17 protein-coding genes are annotated in these 19,268 nt (G+C 63.8%); 9 read left to right on the top strand and 8 right to left on the bottom strand.

What is annotated here, in order from left to right; all coding sequences use genetic code 11:
- Positions 1–21: 21 nt before the first annotated feature.
- Together ACQ5ID_RS08300 and ACQ5ID_RS08295 are read right to left on the bottom strand one after the other, a co-directional pair.
- Entirely contained in the window at positions 22–1,845 is a 1,824-nt protein-coding gene (locus ACQ5ID_RS08300; protein WP_429911981.1) for a potassium/proton antiporter, read from the bottom strand.
- A gap of 15 nt (positions 1,846–1,860) precedes the next feature.
- Positions 1,861–2,730 carry a universal stress protein gene (locus ACQ5ID_RS08295; RefSeq protein ID WP_429911980.1) on the bottom strand — a complete coding sequence of 290 codons (870 nt, stop codon included), beginning with the start codon at positions 2,728–2,730 and terminating at the stop codon, positions 1,861–1,863.
- 134 nt (positions 2,731–2,864) lie between these two features.
- Between ACQ5ID_RS08295 and ACQ5ID_RS08290 the strand changes: the two genes are divergently transcribed.
- The 4 genes from ACQ5ID_RS08290 to cydX all read left to right on the top strand — a co-directional run bounded on the left by ACQ5ID_RS08290 (position 2,865) and on the right by cydX (position 6,737).
- A complete protein-coding gene (locus tag ACQ5ID_RS08290; protein WP_429911979.1) occupies positions 2,865–3,062 on the top strand; it encodes a hypothetical protein in 198 nt (65 codons plus the stop codon).
- Positions 3,063–3,831: 769 nt separating this feature from the next.
- The gene (locus ACQ5ID_RS08285; protein ID WP_429911978.1) at positions 3,832–5,424 is read left to right on the top strand and encodes a cytochrome ubiquinol oxidase subunit I; all 1,593 of its coding nucleotides are present in this window, start codon (positions 3,832–3,834) and stop codon (positions 5,422–5,424) included.
- A gap of 12 nt (positions 5,425–5,436) precedes the next feature.
- On the top strand, positions 5,437–6,585 hold the full coding sequence (gene cydB, locus ACQ5ID_RS08280) for a cytochrome d ubiquinol oxidase subunit II (protein WP_429911977.1): 1,149 nt from the start codon (positions 5,437–5,439) through the stop codon (positions 6,583–6,585).
- Between the two features lie 20 nt (positions 6,586–6,605).
- On the top strand, positions 6,606–6,737 hold the full coding sequence (cydX, locus tag ACQ5ID_RS08275) for a cytochrome bd-I oxidase subunit CydX (RefSeq protein ID WP_127565455.1): 132 nt from the start codon (positions 6,606–6,608) through the stop codon (positions 6,735–6,737).
- Positions 6,738–6,750: 13 nt separating this feature from the next.
- Here the strand turns inward: cydX and ACQ5ID_RS08270 are convergent, their stop codons facing one another.
- From ACQ5ID_RS08270 to ACQ5ID_RS08260, 3 genes are all read right to left on the bottom strand, one after another.
- Positions 6,751–7,194 (bottom strand): BLUF domain-containing protein, encoded by a 444-nt coding sequence (locus ACQ5ID_RS08270; RefSeq protein ID WP_429911976.1) that lies wholly within the window; start codon positions 7,192–7,194, stop codon positions 6,751–6,753.
- Positions 7,195–7,220: 26 nt separating this feature from the next.
- Positions 7,221–8,561, bottom strand: a complete 1,341-nt coding sequence (locus tag ACQ5ID_RS08265; protein WP_429911975.1) for a protoglobin domain-containing protein — start codon at positions 8,559–8,561, stop codon at positions 7,221–7,223.
- Between the two features lie 151 nt (positions 8,562–8,712).
- Positions 8,713–9,348, bottom strand: coding sequence for a helix-turn-helix domain-containing protein (locus tag ACQ5ID_RS08260; protein WP_429911974.1), 636 nt, complete (start codon positions 9,346–9,348; stop codon positions 8,713–8,715).
- Positions 9,349–9,589: 241 nt separating this feature from the next.
- On the opposite strand from ACQ5ID_RS08260, the gene ACQ5ID_RS08255 reads away from it, so the two are divergent.
- Both ACQ5ID_RS08255 and ACQ5ID_RS08250 read left to right on the top strand, forming a co-directional pair.
- Positions 9,590–11,401 (top strand): long-chain-acyl-CoA synthetase, encoded by a 1,812-nt coding sequence (locus ACQ5ID_RS08255; protein WP_429911973.1) that lies wholly within the window; start codon positions 9,590–9,592, stop codon positions 11,399–11,401.
- Positions 11,402–11,463: 62 nt separating this feature from the next.
- Positions 11,464–11,742, top strand: coding sequence for a helix-turn-helix domain-containing protein (locus ACQ5ID_RS08250; protein ID WP_429911972.1), 279 nt, complete (start codon positions 11,464–11,466; stop codon positions 11,740–11,742).
- Here ACQ5ID_RS08250 and ACQ5ID_RS08245 read toward each other — a convergent pair whose 3' ends face one another.
- Entirely contained in the window at positions 11,743–14,235 is a 2,493-nt protein-coding gene (locus ACQ5ID_RS08245; RefSeq protein WP_429911971.1) for an ATP-binding protein, read from the bottom strand.
- A 116-nt stretch (positions 14,236–14,351) separates the two neighbouring features.
- Positions 14,352–14,801 carry a TonB family protein gene (locus tag ACQ5ID_RS08240; protein ID WP_429911970.1) on the bottom strand — a complete coding sequence of 150 codons (450 nt, stop codon included), beginning with the start codon at positions 14,799–14,801 and terminating at the stop codon, positions 14,352–14,354.
- Positions 14,802–15,075: 274 nt separating this feature from the next.
- On the opposite strand from ACQ5ID_RS08240, the gene ACQ5ID_RS08235 reads away from it, so the two are divergent.
- From ACQ5ID_RS08235 to ACQ5ID_RS08225, 3 genes are read left to right on the top strand one after another with little or no spacing between them, the layout of a single operon-like run.
- Complete coding sequence (locus ACQ5ID_RS08235) at positions 15,076–16,047, top strand: homoserine dehydrogenase (protein WP_429911969.1); 972 nt, start codon at positions 15,076–15,078, stop codon at positions 16,045–16,047.
- On the top strand, positions 16,047–17,009 hold the full coding sequence (gene metX, locus ACQ5ID_RS08230) for a homoserine O-succinyltransferase MetX (RefSeq protein ID WP_429911968.1): 963 nt from the start codon (positions 16,047–16,049) through the stop codon (positions 17,007–17,009). The genes ACQ5ID_RS08235 and metX overlap by 1 nt, the downstream gene beginning before the upstream one ends.
- A complete protein-coding gene (locus tag ACQ5ID_RS08225) occupies positions 17,006–18,163 on the top strand; it encodes a trans-sulfuration enzyme family protein (RefSeq protein ID WP_429911967.1) in 1,158 nt (385 codons plus the stop codon). Before metX ends, ACQ5ID_RS08225 begins: the two co-directional genes overlap by 4 nt.
- 8 nt (positions 18,164–18,171) lie before the next feature.
- Here the strand turns inward: ACQ5ID_RS08225 and ACQ5ID_RS08220 are convergent, their stop codons facing one another.
- Positions 18,172–19,083 carry a hypothetical protein gene (locus tag ACQ5ID_RS08220; protein WP_429911966.1) on the bottom strand — a complete coding sequence of 304 codons (912 nt, stop codon included), beginning with the start codon at positions 19,081–19,083 and terminating at the stop codon, positions 18,172–18,174.
- Positions 19,084–19,268: the final 185 nt, after the last annotated feature.

Raw genomic sequence — 19,268 nt, 5'->3', positions numbered from 1 at the left:
ATGGCCTGCCCGTACCTGTGTTCAGTCCCTGTCCTTTTTCCGGAATATCCTGGAAAGCGCCTGGACCATCTCGATCGCTTCCTTGCGTACGAACTTCTGGGTCCGCTTCAGCCTGCCGGCCTTCTGTTGTCTGGTCGAGGTATCAATAAACAGATCGGCTTTCACCACGACGCCCGCGCTGATCTCGCGCACGATAACCGCGTTGGTTCCCAGGCGGATGCGCTGGCCGGATTCGATGTCTTCGCCTTTGCGTAGTCTGACAAATTCATCGATGGACAGCGACCCGTCTTCCCCAAAGAGAGGCAGGCCGTAGATCTTTTTCGCCTTTTCGAGTTTCAGACTGCCCGCCACAGTGTGCTTCTGGAAGAGTCGCCGCGGCTCGCCGCCCAGGCTGTCACGGCTGGCAAAAAGCTGGTCGAGACGCTGTGCCTTTTCCGGTTTGACCAGAAAATAGGCGTAGTCATGGGGCTGAAGGCTGCCCGCTTCATGCGCCTTGAGCACCTCGTCCTTGCGCACCACCAGGGTCAGGTTGGCCCAGCTGGGGATGACGCCGTGACTGAGGATGTCACAATCGGAGGCAACCCAGTATCCCGCCAGTTCCAGTTCCGTCTGGCCCGGCAGGTCCAGCTCTACCCGGTGGACCTGCGCCATGAGGCCGGGAAGGGCGACCTTGGTCAGCCGTGCCGCCAGGTTGATGGTCCAGCCCTGAACCAGCAGCGACACCAGAACGACGAAGAAGGCGACATTGAAATAGAGCTCGGCATTGGGCAGTTCGGTCAGCATCGGTATGGCGGCAAGGAAGATGCTGACCGCGCCGCGCAGTCCCACCCATGAAATGAAATGCTTGTCGTTGGTGCTGAACTTGAAGGGGGCCAGACACAGCCAGACCGCCAGAGGCCGGGCAAAGAAGATGAGAGCCAGGGCGAACAGGATCGCGGACGGCGCATAGAGGAGGAGCTGGCTGGGCGTGACCAGAAGTCCAAGGACGATGAACATGACGATCTGCGCCAGCCAAGTCATCGCATCGTGAAACTTGATGATGCTCGGGAAGGCGCGCACCGGATTATTGCCGAGTATCAGCCCGGCAATGAAGACAGCCAGAAAACCGCTTCCGCCGAGAAGCGCGGTGATGGAGAATATCAACACCGCGAAAGCGATCGCGAAAATGGGATGAAGCCCGCCGGGCAGGGTGACCCGGTTGAGCGTGTAAAGCGCCAGGAAACCGCCGACGGCCCCGCCTATTGCCCCCAGCGCGGCCTGCTGGACAAGCTGACCGAGTACGGCAAACGAGAGCACACCGCCGGTGGCCGCCAGTTGCACGAGAACCATGGTGAGAAAGATCGCGATGGGATCATTCGTGCCCGACTCGATCTCCAGCGTAGACCCCACCTTGTGACGAAGTCTCAGCCCGCCGGCGCGCAGGAGAAAGAAGACCGCTGCCGCGTCCGTGGAGGCAACGACCGCGCCGAGCAAGAGTGCCTCGATCGGGGAGAGGTCGAAAATGAGGATCGCCGGAACCAGCAACAGGGCTGACGTGAGGACCACGCCGATGGTGGCCAGCATCATGGACGGGGCGAACACGCCCCGGAACGCCGACAGGCGTGTTCTCAGGCCTCCATCAAAGAGAATGATGGCCAAGGCGAAGGAGCCCACGAGATAGGCCAGCTGATAGTCATTGAAAGCTACACCGCCGATACCGTCTTCACCGGCGAGCATGCCCATGACAAGAAATATAAGAAGCAGAGGTGCGCTGAACTTTTTTGCAAGCAGGCTGGAGAATATACCAAATATTACAAAAATTGAGCCGATCAGAAGAAAGCTGTTTACAAGATTAATGCTTTCCATTTGCCGCTTTCTTTGTCATGGTATTGGCTTCGCGGGAGGAGGTACTGCAAGTATATCTCCATGTCCCTGGCGAAGGACGGCCTTGGCTACACTGCCGAGGAAAAAGCGCTCCAGACTACTGGAACTGCGAGTTCCGATAATGGTAAGGCTGGTGCCAGTCTGCCCTGCAATGCGGATCAGCAGCTGGGCGGGTACAGCCTCTTCGATGACCAGCGCATAATCAAGTGCTCCGAGCTGAGTGCCGGAGACAAGATGGTATAATCTGTCGGCAATATCGGCTTCTTTTTCGCTGTGCTGACGGTGAATTTCCTCTTCAGTTCTCCCGGCATAAGCCATCTGTGTTGTCTCAAGACTTGAATATGCGTGTGCTACGGTAATCTTGGCCTTGCGCACAAGGCCAAGATCGAACGCCACTTCGATTGCATCAATCGAATTCTGGTTCAGCTCGACAGCCGCCAGAACACGGTCATGTGGCTCCGCCGCAGGCAGATTGCAAACCAGCACGGGTGTCGAGCCGGTCTGCAGGACGCGCTCGATAGTCGTTCCGCGGAAAAGATCGAGAAGGATGTTCTTGCGATGGGCTCCCAAGACGATGAGATCGGCGCCGAAGGCCTGCGCCTGACGGTTGATAGTTGTGTGGGCCTCTCCGGCCTCGACAACGATCTCGATTGTCTGACCGGGACCTGCCTCTCTGGCAACCATCTGACCGAGATATTGACGCGCCTTGTCACGCTGGGCGTCAATCAGCGCTGCAGGCTGGTCATCATCAATGACATGCAGAAGCCGGATGGAAGCCGTTTCCACCGAAGCCAGAGCGAGCGCCCGCTGCAGAGCTCTCGCGGAGCGCTCTGACAAATCCGTCGCAACCAGGAATTTCCTGCTCATAGCGCTCTCAAGCTCCTATCATGCCGCTGAAAGATAAAGTGAAGCAGCCGCCAGTACAATGAATTGATCTGCCTTTACCGGGTCTCGCTCACCGCTCGCCCGGAATGACGAGGGGTAGGGATCTTCGTGTCGGCATGGATGAGGATGCACTGCGCGGTCTGGTCCGGCGCATGACGCAACTTCTCGAACGCGAGGGCGCGGCGCTCGACATACTGCCCTATCCCAAGGCCCCGCCGGGCCTGCGCATCTGGTGCGGCCCGACCATTGATGCCGACGACATTGCCGCGCTCTGCCCCTGGCTTGACTGGGCGTATGAAGAGGCGAAAGGGTAGGGGGCTGCGGCGCGGCGTCTTTAGGGCGCGGCTTCTCCACCTCGTCATTCCAGAAGCCCGAAGGGCTATCTGGAACCTAGAGATTCTTGTGATGCTCCGCGCATCCGCGTCGCTGCGGGCAATCCCCGATCAAGCCGGGGACAGGCAGTGCCCGGCGGCCGGTCGGCCTTGCGGACTGCTTCGCGGTTCGAAGAGCGCGAACGCGCGCCCGCGACTGCCTGTGCCCGCGCAGGCGGGTATTCGCGGAACATCGCAGCCCGGATGGGCTGCGGAGCTAATAAGTCTGGGTTCCGGGTCTCCCCCGGATCAAGTCCGGGGTGCGCCCGGAATGACGAGGGGTAGGGAGCTTCGTGTCGGCTTCTCTGATGCTTCCTCCCTCGCGTTTTCCCGGCGCAAGCTAAGGATCCAGAAAAAGACTGGGCACCGGCTTTCGTCGGTGAAACGCGGATGTGGGTCCCGGCTCGGGGGCCGGGACCGCGGTTTCCAAGGTCCGGCGATTAGCTGGTGGTGCCGGTCGATGCGCATTCCTCTCAACCGGGTCCCCGGCCTCCGAGCCGGGGTCCAGTCTTTTGCGTCTCGCTGGCCGGAGGCATGGCCCCCCCGGACCGCTGCGCGGCCGGAGGATGACACCCCCCTGCGACATTCCTGCCCTGCGTCACAATGCGCGCTATCCACAAAAAACCCGAACGTGCATAGGGATAAAAGTCCGCAAATCAGCTATGGGAATTGCCCATAGGGGTTTGCACCTATCGCTGCGGGGAGTTTTTCCATGATCGACATGGAAGTTGCCGACCTATCACGCTGGCAGTTCGCGCTGACAGCCATGTACCATTTCCTGTTCGTGCCGCTCACGCTGGGCCTCGCCTTCATGCTCGCCATCATGGAGAGCGTGTATGTGATGACCGGCCGTCAGGTCTGGAAGGACATGACGAAATTCTGGGGCGCGCTGTTCGGCATCAATTTCGCGCTCGGCGTCTCCACCGGCATCACGATGGAGTTCCAGTTCGGCATGAACTGGTCCTACTACTCCCACTATGTGGGCGATGTGTTCGGCGCGCCGCTGGCGATCGAGGGCCTGATGGCCTTCTTCCTGGAAGCGACGCTTGTCGGCCTGTTCTTCTTCGGCTGGGACCGGATGAGCAAGCAGGCCCATTTGGCCGTCACCTGGTTCATGGCCATCGGCACCAATCTCTCCGCGCTGTGGATCCTCATCGCCAATGGCTGGATGCAGAACCCGGTGGGCTCCGAGTTCAATCCGGAAACGATGCGCATGGAAGTCGTCGACTTCATGGCCGTGCTCTTCAATCCGGTGGCGCAGGCGAAATTCGTCCACACGGTGGCGGCCGGCTATGTCACCGGCGCGCTCTTTGTGCTGGCGATCTCGGCCTGGTTCCTCTTGCAGCGCCGGCATCGCGGCTTTGCCAAGCGCTCGATGACGGTGGCGGCCGCCTTCGGCCTGATGGGTTCGCTCTCGGTCGTGGTGCTGGGCGATGAGAGCGGCTATGCGCTCACCGACAACCAGCGCATGAAGCTCGCCGCGCTGGAAGCGATGTGGGAGACGCACGAGGCGCCTGCCCCGCTCACCCTGGTTGGCTTCCCGGACGTCGAAAACCAGACCACGCATTTCGCCGTCGATATTCCCTGGGTGCTGGGCCTTATCGCCACGCGCTCGCTGGACCAGGAGGTGGAGGGCATATTGCCGCTCGTCGCCCAGGCCGAGACGCGCGTGGAGAATGGCCTCATCGCCTATGACGCGCTGCAGAGGCTGCGGGCCGACGAGAACGATATCGAAGCGCGCACGCAGTTTGAGGAGACGAAGTTCGATCTGGGCTACGCCCTCCTCTTGCGGCGCTATCTGGAAGACCCGCGAGACGCGACGCCAGAGCAGATCCGTCAGGCCGCGTTCGATACCATTCCCGACGTGCCGGTGCTGTTCTGGTCCTTCCGCTTCATGGCGGGGATTGGCCTCTACATGATCCTCCTGTTTGGCACCGCCTTTGTGCTCTGCACGCTGCGAAAACACGAGACGCGCTGGTTCCTGTGGGTGGCGCTGTTCTCCCTGCCGCTGCCCTGGGTGGCGGCGGAGCTGGGGTGGCTGCTGGCCGAATATGGCCGCCAGCCCTGGATCATCGAGGGCATGCTGCCGACCTTCCTTGGCGTCTCCAGCCTCAATGCCACGCAGATATGGATGACGATTGCCGGCTTCACCGTGCTCTACGGCGCGCTGGCGGTGGTCGAGGTGATGCTGATGCTGCACTTCATCCGCAAGGGCCCCTATGCGGGCAAGGGCGGTGATGTGGCGCGCCGCCCCACCCACAAGCCCGTCGCCAGCGATGGCATGACGCCCATTCCGGCCGAATAGGAGAGCTGCAAGATGGAAATCCCGATTTCTTATGAAGTCCTGCGCGTCCTCTGGTGGGGCTTGCTGGGCGTCCTCCTGATCGGCTTTGCCGCGACGGACGGGTTTGATTTTGGCGTGGCTGGCCTCTTGCCCTTCGTGGCCAAGACCGATGCTGAACGCCGGGTTGCGATCAACACGGTCGGGCCGACCTGGGAAGGCAATCAGGTCTGGTTCATTCTGGGTGGCGGGGCGATCTTTGCCGCCTGGCCGCTGGTCTATGCAGTCTCGTTCTCCGGGCTTTACCTGGCGATGTTCGTGCTGCTGGCCGCGCTGATACTGCGCCCTGTCGGCTTCAAATACCGCTCCAAGCGGGAAGACAAGCGCTGGCGGGCCATGTGGGACTGGGCGCTGTTTACCGGCGGGTTTGTCCCGGCGCTCCTCTTCGGGGTGGCGGTCGGCAATGTGCTGGTGGGTCTGCCTTTCCGGCTGGACGATGATCTGCGCGCCTTCTGGGATGGTTCGTTCTTCGACCTCCTCAACCCGTTCGCGCTGGTGTGCGGCGCGCTGTCGGTGACGATGATGGGGCTGCACGGTGCGGCCTGGCTGTCGATGAAGGCCGAGTATGGCCCGGTGCGGGACCGCGCACGCGCGCTTGCCCCCATCTTCGCCATCACCTCGATCGTGCTGTTTGCCGTTGGCGGGCTGGTAATGGCCTATGGCCCTTACGGCTTTACGCAAGTGGGCGATGTGGACCCGGCAGGCCCGTCCAATCCCCTGCGCACCGAAACGGTGGCGGCGGCGGGCGCGTGGCTGTCCAATTATGCCGCCCATCCCTGGATGATACTGGCACCTGTGCTGGGTTTTGGCGGGGCGTTTGCCGCGCTGGCGGGTTTACGGCTGAAGTCGGAGAGCATCACTTTTATCGGCTCGAAGCTTTCCACCTTCGGAATCATCTCGACGGCGGGGCTGTCCATGTTCCCCTTCATCCTGCCATCGAGCATTCAGCCCAATGCCAGCCTGACCGTGTGGAACAGCTCATCAAGCCATCTCACCCTGTTCATCATGCTGATCACGACCGCGATCTTCCTGCCCATCATCCTCGCCTACACCTCGTGGGCCTTCAAGGTGATGTGGGGCCGGGTGACGACCGAGGATGTGACCAGCGGCGGCGATTACTACTAGCGCGATAAGGAGTTCGAACCATGTGGTATTTTGCCTGGGTACTGGGTATCGGCCTCGCCTGCTCGTTCGCCATTCTCAACGCCATGTGGCACGAGATGTCGCTGGGCGATGAAGGCGATAGCGGCTCCAGCGAGGAAGCGGCCCGCTGGTAGGCCGGTATGGTCTCTACGAGAAGACGGGCTGCATCGTGTCCCGGCGCGCGATAAGGCCCGTCTCGCGTATCCGCCTTGCCCGCTCGACAAGGCCGTCGGCGGTGATGTGGTCATAGTCCACCGCCCGGCCCTCTGCGGCCGGCAGGGTCTCTTCACGCAGGATGGCAACGGACCAGTCGGTAAAGCAGCGCTGATCCACCTCCCCGCAGAACACGATCTCCAGCGCGCGATGGGCGCTGTCGGCGGCGATGCGCCGGAAGGTCGAGGAGACCGCGCTGCGCGAACCCTCCATCACCTGCAGGAAGCGGTCGCCATCAACCGCCAGCACGCCCGTCAGCCCGTGGGGCGGGTTGTTCCTTAGCCCCGCCGATAATATGCGGCCCATCTCGTCGGATGCGCTTCCCGAACTGTCAGCAAAATCGGCCAGGCTGTGATAGACGAGACGGGTGAGGAACATGAAATGGGGTCCTTGTGGATGGGCGGCTATCCGGCCCTTATCTTTTGCAGGAAGCTGGCGATCTGATCGTTGATTCCGCCGGAATGCTCGCGGATGGCTGCCGAGCCTTGCGATACCGACTGCGCGGCCTGCGCTGCTGACCCGATCTGTGTTTCCACCGAGGCGATGGAGATGGCGACGGCCTGATTGCCCGAAGCGGCCTGATCGGCATTGCGGGTGATCTCGCCGGTCGCAGCGGACTGTTCCTCTACCGCCGCGCCGATGGCCGCAGCCGCTTCGCTCACCTCGTCGATCACCTTGCGGATATCGCTGACGACCGCGACGGCAGCGCCGGTAGCGCTCTGTATGGTTTCGATGCGCCCGCTGATTTCCGCTGTGGCTTTTGCGGTCTGTTCGGCGAGCGATTTCACCTCCGAGGCAACGACCGCAAATCCCTTGCCGGCCTCCCCGGCCCGGGCCGCTTCAATGGTGGCGTTCAGGGCCAGCAGATTAGTCTGCTCGGCGACATCACGGATCAGGCTGACAACGCTGCCGATCTGGCGCGCGGCCTCATCCAGCTCGGTGATCTGGGTGGCTGCCTCGGCGGCCTTTTCCACCGCCTCGGTCGCAATGCGCACCTGGCCGCCGGCCTGCGTGGCGATCTCGCCGGATGCTGCGCCGATCTGGCTGGATGCAGCGGCCACCGATTTGACGTTTGCAACCGCCTGCTCTGCGCCCGATGCTGCGTTGGTCGCCTCGCCGCGGGTGGCTTCAACAGCCTCAAGAACGGTTGAGGCCGCGTGATCGAGCTCGGCGCTGGCTCCGGCCAGCCTGTCGGCCATGGCCGCGATACCGGTTTCCAGTTCGGATGCCAGCGCCTCGCGCGTGCGCCGCGCCTCTGCTTCGGTCTCTTCCAGATAGATCGAGATGACCAGTTCGAGGTCCAGAAAAATGGCGCGAACCAGCGCGTCTATCTGGTCATCGGCGCGGCCTCTGGCAAAGGGCAGCTTGCCTGTCGCGCTGTTGACGGCCGCCTTTATCAGATCGGCGGCGAGATGGGCGTAACCGCCGATATAATAGCGCGGAGACAGGCCGAGCTGGCTGTGGGCCAGGCCGATCCGGCGTACGGCCTGCGCGTAATGATCGTCAAAACGGGCCTCCAGAATGCCCTTCCAGTGCGCCATCTGCCGGTCGCGGGCGCTGGCCTGGTGTGATGTGTCGCGGAAATGCTGCGCGGTTTCGCGATTGTCCGAAATGACTTCGTAGAAGCGGTCCAGCGCCTCTGGCAGAGCGGCTGTGATCTGCGGCGCCATCGCGCGCAAAGTGGCCCGGCGTGGGTCGTCCAGCGCCAGGAACCCGGTCCTGCTCTCAATAAATCCTGCGTCCATGATTGCCTCCCCGGCGTGCGCGATTTTTCGCGTCACAGGCGAGGTTTGGGCCGCATGGTTAACCGGTGATAAATTATCGGGCCGATCCCCATGCATAAATAAATTCATGCGGTTGCCCTGTGTTTCACAGGGGCCGGGCAGGTCTGGCCGGTCAGAAATGGTGCACAAGCGCCGGCCCGCCATTCCGGGTCAGGAAGGCTTCGTAACCGGCGGGGCTCATGGCGGCGGTCGCTGAATGCACCAGCCAGTCACTGCCGGTAAATACCGGGGTCTGCACCGAATGGAAGTAGCGCAACTCGTTCTCGACCGGCGCTTGCCAGACCCGCTCCATGCACGCGACTTCACCCTCGAACGCGCCGCATGAGAGGACTTCGCGAACGATGTCCGACACGGCCTGACCCAACGAATCGGCTATTTCCATGCCTGGCCTGTAGGCTTCGAAGGGTGGCACGGCCTGCCGATAGCGGGAACTGGCCTCTATCACAGACACAGCGCCGTCCCGGTATGCCAGCAGCGCCACCGCATGCGGCGAATGGCGTACAATGGCGCGCAGCTGGTCCACCAGGGGGCGGTGAACCGGATTTTGCAGCAATTCGCGCAGGCGTGAGACAATATCCGGTGACGGCTCGATTACGCCGTTTTCCAGCCGTGAGATATAGGACTGGCTGACCTGTAACCGGCTCGCCGCATCGTCCTGCTTCATATTGCTGCGCAGCCTCAAAGCCCGCAGCGCTGGCCCCCACCTGCCTGGCGTCCCCTCACGCCGGGCCCCATTTTCCTCCGACAATCATATACTCCCCGTCTAACATATACTCCCCGTCTAATTCCCCACCAAATTTACGGATTAACCTGCTGGCACAGGGATGCATGCATGTTTTTATTTTATGACAGTAGGGGCGATTACAGTTTCTGCTGCATTTGCTGCGCTGCGCAGTACGGTGCACACGCCTTCGCCTTGACCCGCATCCCGCGCCAATTACTGTCGAGGTTTCGCCCGGTAAGAGGCGGTCAGCGGGAGATCAGACGAGATGGGTTTTTTCAGCGCGATCCGGCGTGAAATTTTCTACACCAAGGAGCTGATCCGGCTCCTGAAGACGCTCAAATCCATTACCCCGGATTCGACCGATCTCACCCCTGATCTGATCGAGCGCAATGTCGATGCGCACAAGACGCGGCCAGCCTTCATCCTGGAAGACGGTTCCACGATCAGCTATGGCGCGTTTGATGCGTTTGCGAACAGGGTCGCCAACTGGGCGCTGGCCAGCGGCATCAAGCCCGGCGACACGGTTGCGCTCTATATGGGCAATCGCTGGGAATACATCGCCTTCTGGTATGGCCTGTCGAAAGTGGGCGTGATCGCTGCCCTCCTGAACAATCAGGTGACGGGCAAGGCGCTCGCCCACGGGGTGAACATCGCCGAGGCCGGCCATGCCATTATCGAGGGCGAGCTCAGCGCCGCCTATGCGGCCTCTGCCGAGGCCATCGGGGCCATCACGCCCTGGATCTTTGATGGCGATGCCACAACCGTCCCCGGCGGGCAGGATCTGTCCGGTGCGCTTGCCGCCGTCTCGGATGTGCGCCCCGGTCGCGAGCACCGCGAGCACCTGCTGGCCAAAGACCCGTGCCTGAAAATGTACACCTCCGGCACGACCGGCCTGCCCAAGGCGGCGATCGTCGCCCATACGCGCTCGCTCTACTATCTGCAGGGCTTTGCGGTGGCGTCCAACGCTTCGCCGAAAGACCGCATGATGATGGTGCTGCCGCTCTATCACGCCACTGGCGGGCTTTGCGGTGTGGGCTGCGCGCTGTCCAAGGGCGGGGCGCTGATCGTACGGCGCAAGTTTTCCGCCAGCGCCTTCTGGGCCGATGCCGCCGAGCATGGTGCGACCATGTTCATGTATGTCGGCGAGCTGTGCCGCTTTCTGGTGGCCGCAGAACCGGTGCCGGAGGAGAAGAAGCACAAGATACGCATCGCCATCGGCAACGGGCTGCGCCCTGATGTCTGGCCGCGCTTTGTGGAGCGCTCCGGCATCAAGCGCATCATGGAGTTCTATGGCGCGACGGAAGGCAATGTCAGCTTCCTCAATCTCGATTCCAAGCCGGGCTCCATTGGCCGTGTGCCGCCCTATCTGAAAAGCCGGTTCAACTCGGCTCTGGTGAAGTTTGACCTCGATTCCGAAGCGCCGGTGCGCAACGCCAAGGGGCGCTGCATCCCGTGCGGGCCGGACGAGGTGGGCGAGGCCATTGGCGAGATACGCCCCGATGATGCGCGCTACCGCTTTGACGGCTATGGCGACAAGGAAGCCACCGAAAAGAAGCTGCTGCGCGACGTGTTCAAGAAGGGCGATCTGTATTTCCGCACCGGCGATCTGATGAAGCGCGATGCGCAAGGCTATTTCTACTTCATCGACCGGGTGGGCGACACCTTCCGCTGGAAATCGGAGAATGTCGCGACCTCGGAAGTGGCCGAGATCATGGGCATGGCCGCCGGCATCGTGCAGGCCAATATCTATGGCGTGCCGGTGGCTGATTATCCCGGCAAGGCCGGCATGGCTGCTCTGGTGGTGAACAAGGATTTCGATCTGGCGGCTGTCCACGCCCATGTCACCAAGGAGCTGCCGGCCTATGCCCGCCCGCTCTTTGTGCGCATCCACCAGGAAGACCCGTCAGAGCACACTACCGGCACGTTCAAGCTGAAAAAGACCGATCTGGTCGCGGAAGGCTGGGATCCGGCGAAAATCTCCGAACCGCTCTATATCGATCATCCCGAGCAGGGTGCCTATGTGCCGCTGACGGCGGAGATACGCGCGGCCATCGAAAGCGGGGAGCTGCGGGTTTAGGGGGCTGGCTTTCCTCGGGTGCGGAATTTCCGTATACTCCGGGGAAGGCAGGAGTAATCCCGGTGAAGAAAGAGCCTATCATTCTGCCGGCTGATCCCATGGATGACGAGGATTTCGCCGTCTCTGCCGAGGGCATGAAGCGCGGGCGGCGCGCCCGGCTGATCCGGCAGACGCGCAATAATCTCGGCCTGTCGCAGGCCGAGTTCGCCCAGCGTTTCCGGGTGCCGGTTGGCACCTTGCGTGACTGGGAGCAGGCGCGCGTTACCGCGCCCGATTTTGCGATTGCCTATGTGCAGGTGATTGCCCGCCATCCAGACATGGTGGCTGAGGCGCTGAACTGATCAGCCCTTGCTGCGTTCCTTGCGGGCGCTGGCAAGGTCCAGCTCCGGCGCAGCATGGTCCAGCGGCGCGTTGACCGGCAGATGGCAGGTCACTTTCGTGCCGCGTCCAGGCGTGGAGTCCAGCTCCACCCAGCCGCCATGCAGGCGCACGATTTCCTTTACCAGCGCAAGGCCGAGGCCCGCCCCGGCGCGGTTGGACTGGCCGCGTTCAAAGCGTTCAAACACGCTTGCCTGCTTGTCCTTGTCGATACCGGCGCCATTATCAGAGACCCACAGGCGCGCATCGCCGCCCTTGATCTCGGCCCCGATCTCGATCTTGCCGCCCTGGTCGACATGGTCGAGCGCGTTGGTCAGCAGGTTGTAGAGCACCTGTTTGAGGCGTCCGCCATCGGCGCGCACCGGCTCTTCGGCCTTTCCGGTCTTGATGCTCAGCTTGATCCCGGCGTGTTCGGCGCGCGGCATGACCAGCTCGGCCGCGTCGCTGGCCAGCGCATCGAGGCGCGTATCGCCCAGATCCAGCTCCAGCTGCCCGGCATCAATGGCGGCAATATCCAGAATATCGTCGATCAGCTTGGCCAGCTGGGCCGAGGCGGTCTGGATGGCGGCAATCGGGTCTTTCTGGCGCGGGCCTAGCTCACCGGCAAATCCGCCCGCCAGCAGATCGGCATAACCGCCAATCGTGGTCAGGGGCGTGCGCAGCTGATAGCTGACATGGCCGACAAAGCCGGTCTTGATCTTTTCAGAGGCTTCCAGCGCCTCGGCGCGGTCGCGCAGCGCGTCTTCCACGCGGCGGGTATCGGTGATGTCGTCCCACGCGATCAGGGTTGCGCCATCGGGCAGCGGGCGGCTGAGCCAGGTGAGCACCGAGCCATCGGCGCGGCGTATCTCTCCGGTCTTGGCGGTGCGCGAATCCGGCGAGGTATCGGTGATCCGCGCCTTCAGCGTCGCCCAGGATTCCTTGTCGGGATGGAGGGCGTGGCATGTTTCGGCAATCGCGGTGAAGTCCGCCCCTTCCAGCGCAGCGGAATCCAGCTTCCACAGCGTCTCGAACGCCAGATTATGCAGCTGCAGCTCGCCTTCGGGGCCGAACACCGCCACCGCCTCGTGCAGGCGGTCCAGCGTGGCGCGCTGCACCTTGATGAGGGTGTTGTAGCGCGCCTGCAGGGCCAGCTGATCGGTCATGTCTTCAAAGATCAGCAGCACGCCGCCGAGCGGATGGCGCTGGCGGGCGACGCGCAAGGTGCGCCCGTCGGGCAGCGGCCACAGCTCGTCTGGTGTCTCGGTGCCGGGCGGGCGCTCATAATAGGCCAGCTCGCCCGCCTTCCAGCTCTTGTAGTCGGCATTGGCGGGGTTGGGCAGAAGCTGGTCTTCGCGCAGCCGGTCCAGCAATGCGCCGTGTGAGGGCCGGTCATTGAGCACCGCCTCTTCCAGCGCAAACAGGCGGGCAAAGGCGTGGTTGTAGAAGATGAGCTGCTTGGTGCGGTCAAAAATGGCGACCGCCTCGGCCATGTGGTTGAGCGTCTCGTCATGGGCCTCGCGGAAGCGTTTCAGCGCGGCGCGCGCCTCTTCGCCGCGCGTGATGTCAAAGGCGGCGCCGGCCACACCGCCAGAGATCGGGAACACCACCACGTCCAGCGCCCGGCGTTCGCCCTTGATGACCGCGCCGCGGATATGGGCGACGGGCGCGCTGGCTTTGAGCGCCTCTCCGGCCTGCGCGGGCAGGCCCGGCTCCAGCAATAGCTGGCGGTCGATAACGTCTGCGGCGCTCTTGCCCTCAACGGCCTCCACATAGGCCGGATTGACCCAGTGCAGCCGGCCCGATGCGCTGATGCGCCAGGAGGGGAAGGGGGCCTTGCCCAGCATGTCGAGGAAGGCCAGCGGATCATCGGCCACGACCGAGCGTGCCTCTTCCAGCCGTCCGCGTGCGCCGGACTCTTCCAGCCCGCGAATGGTGGCATCGGCGATCCACAATACAAGTTGTGATCCGGCGGGGCGGCCATCGGCCTCGATAAAGCGGCCCGACGGGCCGGACACGGTGAGCGAGAAGGGTTTGCCCTCGCGCATCAGATCGCCCATGCGCTGGCGCAGCGTGGTCTCCACGCCGCCCGCCGAGCGCGCCTCATAGTCAGCAATGCCGTCCAGAAGGGCTGTGGCGGGATCAGGCTCGTTCATCACGCCCGAACCCAGATCGGCAAACTGGACCAGAGAGGCAAGGGCGGTGGGTGAGCCATAAACGCGCGGAGAGGACCAGCCGGCGGCGTCAGGGTCAGGCGGTGTTTCCCAGACCAGAACAAGGCCGGGATGGGCGCCGAAAACGCTGTCTGCCCGCGAGAGCCGGTCTTCCAGCCAGGCGACGCGCTTTTGCCAGTGAGACCTTGCGGCGCGCACACCCTCTGTCAGCCGCCAGGCCCACAGAGCGGTCGCCACGGCGAAACCCACCGCGCCGCCGGTAACGATCAACGTTGCCAGCTGAGCCGGCTCGGTGGCCATCATGGCATGCCCCCTTCACTGCGCGGCCACGGCAAACAGACACGTGGCCATTGCGTGTCAGTGCGGCCGGTCGAATCACCACTTTAACGGAAGGTGAATCCCGGCGCGAGGAGACGTTATCAGCGTATGCGCACCTGTCCGAGTACAAACTCGAACATCACCGTGCAGCCGGTCAGGTGCGCGCCTTCGGAGAGGGGCGCGAACTGCCATTGTTCCACCGCGCGGCGGGCCTCGCGGTCAAAGAAGCGGCCCGGCACGCCTTGCGCAATGCGCACATTCTCCACCGCGCCGGACCCGTCCACGTCGAACTGGACAATGGACCAGCCCTGCTCGCCTCTGGCCCAGCCGCGCGCCGGGTATTCGGGCAAGGGAGCCTCTACCGCGCTCAAGGGCTCGCCCTGACATCCCTCGCTGGGGGCCATGCGGGCGATATTGGGCATGAGCGGCATTTGCGATTGCGGCATGAACGGCCCCCGCTCACGCGGGTCGGTCATGGGCGTTGGCACGGACACACAGCCCGAAAGGAGTGTGGCAAGGCCGACAAGGGCAAGGAGAGTGGTGGTGCGCATGGCGGCCAGACTAGCCACTAAAGCCTGCCACGCCAGCGCTTTTGCGCAGCGCGCACATGCCCGCTTGACAGGATATAAGGATATCTTTATGTCCTGATCTTGCGCCGATTTGAGCTTCAGCTTGCGGGCGCGGAACAAATGCAGCTAAAGCGAAGCAGGACAAGACAATGCTGCCCGGACCGGGCACGACCGCAATAGTCCTGCATCTCTTTGCCATCGGCGCTCTTGCATTTGCCTTTCCGCACTCCCCGCGCGACAGGAAAGTGATACTGCCATGGCCCCGCTGGATTACGCACCGAGCTTTGTGTCTCCCGTAACCGTACGCAGCCGGCCCATGCGCGCGGTGTTGCTAGGCTGCGGGACGGTTGGCAGCGCACTGAAGGCGCGCCTGCCGCAGGGCGTGGCGATTGAAGCCATTGCGGTGAGCCGCTGGCGTGATCTGGGCAAGGGCCCGGTGCGCGTGCTCGATAGTCTGGACGCGGCGCTGGATCTGGTGCCCGATCTGGTGATTGACGCCCTGCCGGGCTGCGCCGCCGCCGAGACGGCGCTGGAGCGGGCGGTTGAAGCGGGCGCGCATGTGGTGTCGGCCAACAAGGCCGTCATCGCGCGCCGCCCTGATCTGGAGCGTGAGGCGGCGAAAAAGCGCCGTGGTTTTCTCTATAGCGCCGCTGTGGGCGGCGGGGTGCCGGTGCTTGAAACCATCAACGCGCTGGGCGCGCGCGGACGCGAAATCACCACCATAAAAGGCGTGTTCAACGGCACCTCCAATTTCGTGCTCGACCGGCTGGCCAAGGGCGAGGCGCTGGACGATGCCGTGCGCGCCGCGCAGGAGGCCGGCTTTGCCGAAGCCGACCCCAGCGCCGATCTGGACGGTGACGATGCGGCAGCCAAGCTCGTGCTGGCGGCCCGCACAGCCTGGGGGGTCGATCTTGATCTTCAGACAGTCGCCCGCCAGTCCATCAGCGATCTGGCACCCGGTCTTGCCGCCAAGGCGGCGCGTGAGGGTTTGCGTATCCGTCAGGTCGGGCGTCTGGCGCGTTCAGGCGGCGGTGTGCACGCGGCTGTGCGCCTGGAGACGGTCAGCGCCGACAGCGTGTTCTACCGTGTGGAGCGCGAGGGCAATGGCGTGGTCATCGCGCTGAAAGATGCGCCGGGCGTCATCCTCACCGGCAAGGGTGCAGGCGGCGCGCCGACGGCGGCCAGCATGGCCGGCGATATTGCGCGTCTGGTGGCGGAACACGGCTGATGCCGGAGGCAGTGCTCACCGCAGAGGCAGGGGAGGGGGTAGCTGAGCCAGCCTGTCCCTTCCCCATAAACGACCATATCACCGCTCTGGAACTGTCCTCCGGTGCCTTCGTGAATGCGCGCGCGCGCGTCTATGGACCCGCCGGGGCGCCGGGCATCATCGTGCTCGGCGGAATTTCCGCCCATCGCCATCTTCTGGGCGATCATGCCGAAAGGCAAAGCTGGTGGCCGGGCATTGCCGGGCCGGGCCTGGCGCTGGACCCGCTGCGTCATCAGCTTCTGGCCTTCGATTTTCTGGCAGAGGAGGTGGGTCCGTTTCCGCGCGTGGAGGATCAGGCAGAGGCATTGCTGGCGCTCGCCGATGCAGCCGGATTTGAGACCTTCGCAATTGTCGGGGCTTCCTATGGCGGCGGAATCGCGCTGGCGCTGGCGGCGCTGGCACCGGACCGGGTGACGGGGCTGCATGTGCTGTGCGCGGCGGACCGCCCCCACCCGATGACGACGGCGCTGCGCGCCATCCAGCGCGATATTGTCGAATTTGGTCTTGCGCGCGGCGATGGAGCAGGCGGGGTCGATCTGGCGCGCCGCCTTGCCATGACGACCTACCGCACGGCAGACGAGTTCAAGGCGCGCTTTGACGAGCCTGAAGCCGGTTCGCCCGACGCGACCGGAGTGGAGGCTTATCTGGCTGCGCGGGGGGCCGATTATGCCGCCCATACCAGCCCGCAGCGCTTTCTGGCGCTATCGCGTTCCTTGGACGCAGCGCGGATTGATCCAGCCTCCATCCGTGCGCCGTTGCGGTTGTTCGCGGTGGAGGAGGACCGTCTGGTCCCAGCCAGTGATGTTGCCGCGCTGGCCGATGCCATTCCGGGCGCGCAGCTGGTGCGAATATCCAGCCTTTATGGCCATGATGCATTCCTGAAGGAGGTGGAGGCCGTGACACGCTTTCTGGACGCGATATGAGCCGGGACCGTACGCGCGAGGGCCTTGCTACCCGCGCCGCACGCGCCGGGATCAATGCCGATCCCGGTCATGGCGGTATCGTCGCGCCGATCAATGTCGCTGCGACCTATGTGCGCGAGGATCCGGGCGTGCCCGGCCGGTTCGATTATGCACGCACCGATGCGCCGACGCGCGCCCTGCTGGCCGAGGCGTTGGCCGGTCTTGAAGGGGCGGCAGGTGCCTGCCTCACCGCCTCCGGCATGGCGGCGATTGATCTTGTTCTGAACCTCTTACCCCCCGGCGCACGCATCGTGGCGGCCCATGATTGCTATGGCGGCACGCAGCGCCTGTTCAATGCGCGCGGCCCCCAGCGCGGGTTCGAGATCGTCTATGCCGATGCGACAGACCTGACCGCGCTGGAAACCGCGCTTGCGCCCGGCGCGGCGCTGCTCTTCCTCGAAACCCCGTCCAATCCGCGCCTGCGCATCACCGATATCGAGGCTGCAAGCGCGCTGGGACGCCAAGCGGGCGCGCTGGTGGCGGTGGACAATACCGTGCTCTCACCGGCCATCCAGCGCCCGCTGGAGCTGGGGGCGGATATCTCGGTGAGTTCGCTGACCAAGATCATCAACGGCCATTCCGACATGGTGGGCGGGGTGGTGTGCGTGCGTGAAGCGGCGCTGCAGGAAAATCTCGCCTGGTGGCTGAATGCGTCAGGCACCGGGCTTGGACCGTTTGATGCGTTTCTGGCCACGCGCGGGCTTCGCACCCTGCCACTGAGGGCAAAGGCGCAGTCAGAGGCCGCGCTGGAACTGGCGGGGCGGCTGGCCCGGCATGCGGGCGTGGCCCGCGTCGATTATCCGGGCCTGGCTGACCATCCCGGCCATGGGCTGGCCGCGCGCCAGCAGGCCGGGCTTTTCGGACCACTTCTGAGCCTGGAGGTGAAGGGTAATCCGCGCAGCTTCCTTGAGGGGCTGGAACTGTTCACGCTGGCACAATCGCTCGGCGGGGCAGAGAGCCTCGTCTCGGTTCCTGCCCTGATGACCCATGCCGCGATGACGCCGGAGGCGCGCGCGCATGCCGGTATCAGCGATTCGCTGATCCGCCTGTCGGTGGGGCTGGAGGATGTGGACGATCTCTGGCGCGATCTGGAGACGGCTCTCGCAGCGCTTTAGCGCCGCCCCTATCTGCGCCAGGTCAGCGAGAAGGCGGCAAAGTCCTCTGACGTGTCCCAGGACTGGGTGGGCATGGACCAGCTGGTCTCGCGCCGCACATAAGCCAGCGAGAGGTCGACGCCCTGCACATTCATGGCCAGGCCCGCCTGCTGATCGCCGACCATGGCATAGGGCTGGAGCGCGAAGGTCTCACGCAAGGAGCGTGTGTCGCCTGGACGATAGATCAGCGCCTGCCGGTCGGCACCGGCGAAGAACCACCAGCCGCCATTGGCCTGATGCTCGGCCCCGACATACTGGCCGACCCGTACAGTCGCGCCGAACTCGGTCGCCGAGCCGGAATCGCCAAAGCTGACCCCGGCGCGCGGGCGCAGACCCATATCCAGCTCGCCTTCGCCGCCCTGGCTGTCAAAACGGCCTTCATAGCGCAGTGCCATGGCCCGTCCGCGCGGACGGTTGGCCGAGAATTGCCAGACCGGCAGGTCGATGCCGGAAGGTGCCAGCGCCGCTCTTACCCAGCCGGGCTGTTCAGCATCGTACATGGCTACACGCAGCTCGCTGCCCGTGGCCGTGCGCGCGATAACGGTGTGCGGCGCGTGGAAAGCGCCAAAGCTCTGCTGGAACGGGTGGGTATCGCGGGCAGCCAGCCCGGCCGCCGCAATCGATGACGCGTCGCGCGCGCCATGGGCTTCGGGGATGGTTTCCTCGCGGTCCATGGACAGGCGCATGGACGGCAGCGGACTGGCGGACCATTCCTCAAGCAGGGGCGCGATTATGACGGCGCGCATGTCAGCGGAGCGGGCGTCCTGCGCGATGGCAGCAGGCGATATCAGTGCCATGGCGAACCCTGCGCAGGCCAAAACGCCGGCGAGGCGGCTCGCCCCGGCAGCATAACGCCCTGCAGTGTTCGTCCTGTTGGTCACGTTGGCGCTCCCCAGTGCCGGTTACGTCACCTGTATATACGCCCGGTAATCTATCACGTTCCGTGTGGGCGCGCCGCCAGAATCGCTCAGCGGCGATTAACTGCGTATGAACGCGGCCACAACCTTGCAATGAAAAAGGAGAGGCTGCACGCCTCCCCTTTCCCAACCATTATGCAATACAGCCG

This window comes from Glycocaulis sp. (assembly GCF_050485565.1).
Taxonomy (GTDB): Bacteria; Pseudomonadota; Alphaproteobacteria; order Caulobacterales; family Maricaulaceae; genus Glycocaulis.
The sequence above is the reverse complement of the archived record's forward strand: the minus strand, read 5'-3'. Positions and strand labels throughout refer to the sequence as shown.

Coding starts and splice junctions, on each gene's coding strand:
- ACQ5ID_RS08300 (WP_429911981.1), bottom strand. CDS start 1,845: ATGGAAAGCATTAATCTTGTAAACAGCTTTCTTCTGATCGGCTCAATT.
- ACQ5ID_RS08295 (WP_429911980.1), bottom strand. CDS start 2,730: ATGAGCAGGAAATTCCTGGTTGCGACGGATTTGTCAGAGCGCTCCGCG.
- ACQ5ID_RS08290 (WP_429911979.1), top strand. CDS start 2,865: ATGGATGAGGATGCACTGCGCGGTCTGGTCCGGCGCATGACGCAACTT.
- ACQ5ID_RS08285 (WP_429911978.1), top strand. CDS start 3,832: ATGATCGACATGGAAGTTGCCGACCTATCACGCTGGCAGTTCGCGCTG.
- cydB (WP_429911977.1), top strand. CDS start 5,437: ATGGAAATCCCGATTTCTTATGAAGTCCTGCGCGTCCTCTGGTGGGGC.
- cydX (WP_127565455.1), top strand. CDS start 6,606: ATGTGGTATTTTGCCTGGGTACTGGGTATCGGCCTCGCCTGCTCGTTC.
- ACQ5ID_RS08270 (WP_429911976.1), bottom strand. CDS start 7,194: ATGTTCCTCACCCGTCTCGTCTATCACAGCCTGGCCGATTTTGCTGAC.
- ACQ5ID_RS08265 (WP_429911975.1), bottom strand. CDS start 8,561: ATGGACGCAGGATTTATTGAGAGCAGGACCGGGTTCCTGGCGCTGGAC.
- ACQ5ID_RS08255 (WP_429911973.1), top strand. CDS start 9,590: ATGGGTTTTTTCAGCGCGATCCGGCGTGAAATTTTCTACACCAAGGAG.
- ACQ5ID_RS08245 (WP_429911971.1), bottom strand. CDS start 14,235: ATGATGGCCACCGAGCCGGCTCAGCTGGCAACGTTGATCGTTACCGGC.
- ACQ5ID_RS08240 (WP_429911970.1), bottom strand. CDS start 14,801: ATGCGCACCACCACTCTCCTTGCCCTTGTCGGCCTTGCCACACTCCTT.
- ACQ5ID_RS08235 (WP_429911969.1), top strand. CDS start 15,076: ATGGCCCCGCTGGATTACGCACCGAGCTTTGTGTCTCCCGTAACCGTA.
- metX (WP_429911968.1), top strand. CDS start 16,047: ATGCCGGAGGCAGTGCTCACCGCAGAGGCAGGGGAGGGGGTAGCTGAG.
- ACQ5ID_RS08225 (WP_429911967.1), top strand. CDS start 17,006: ATGAGCCGGGACCGTACGCGCGAGGGCCTTGCTACCCGCGCCGCACGC.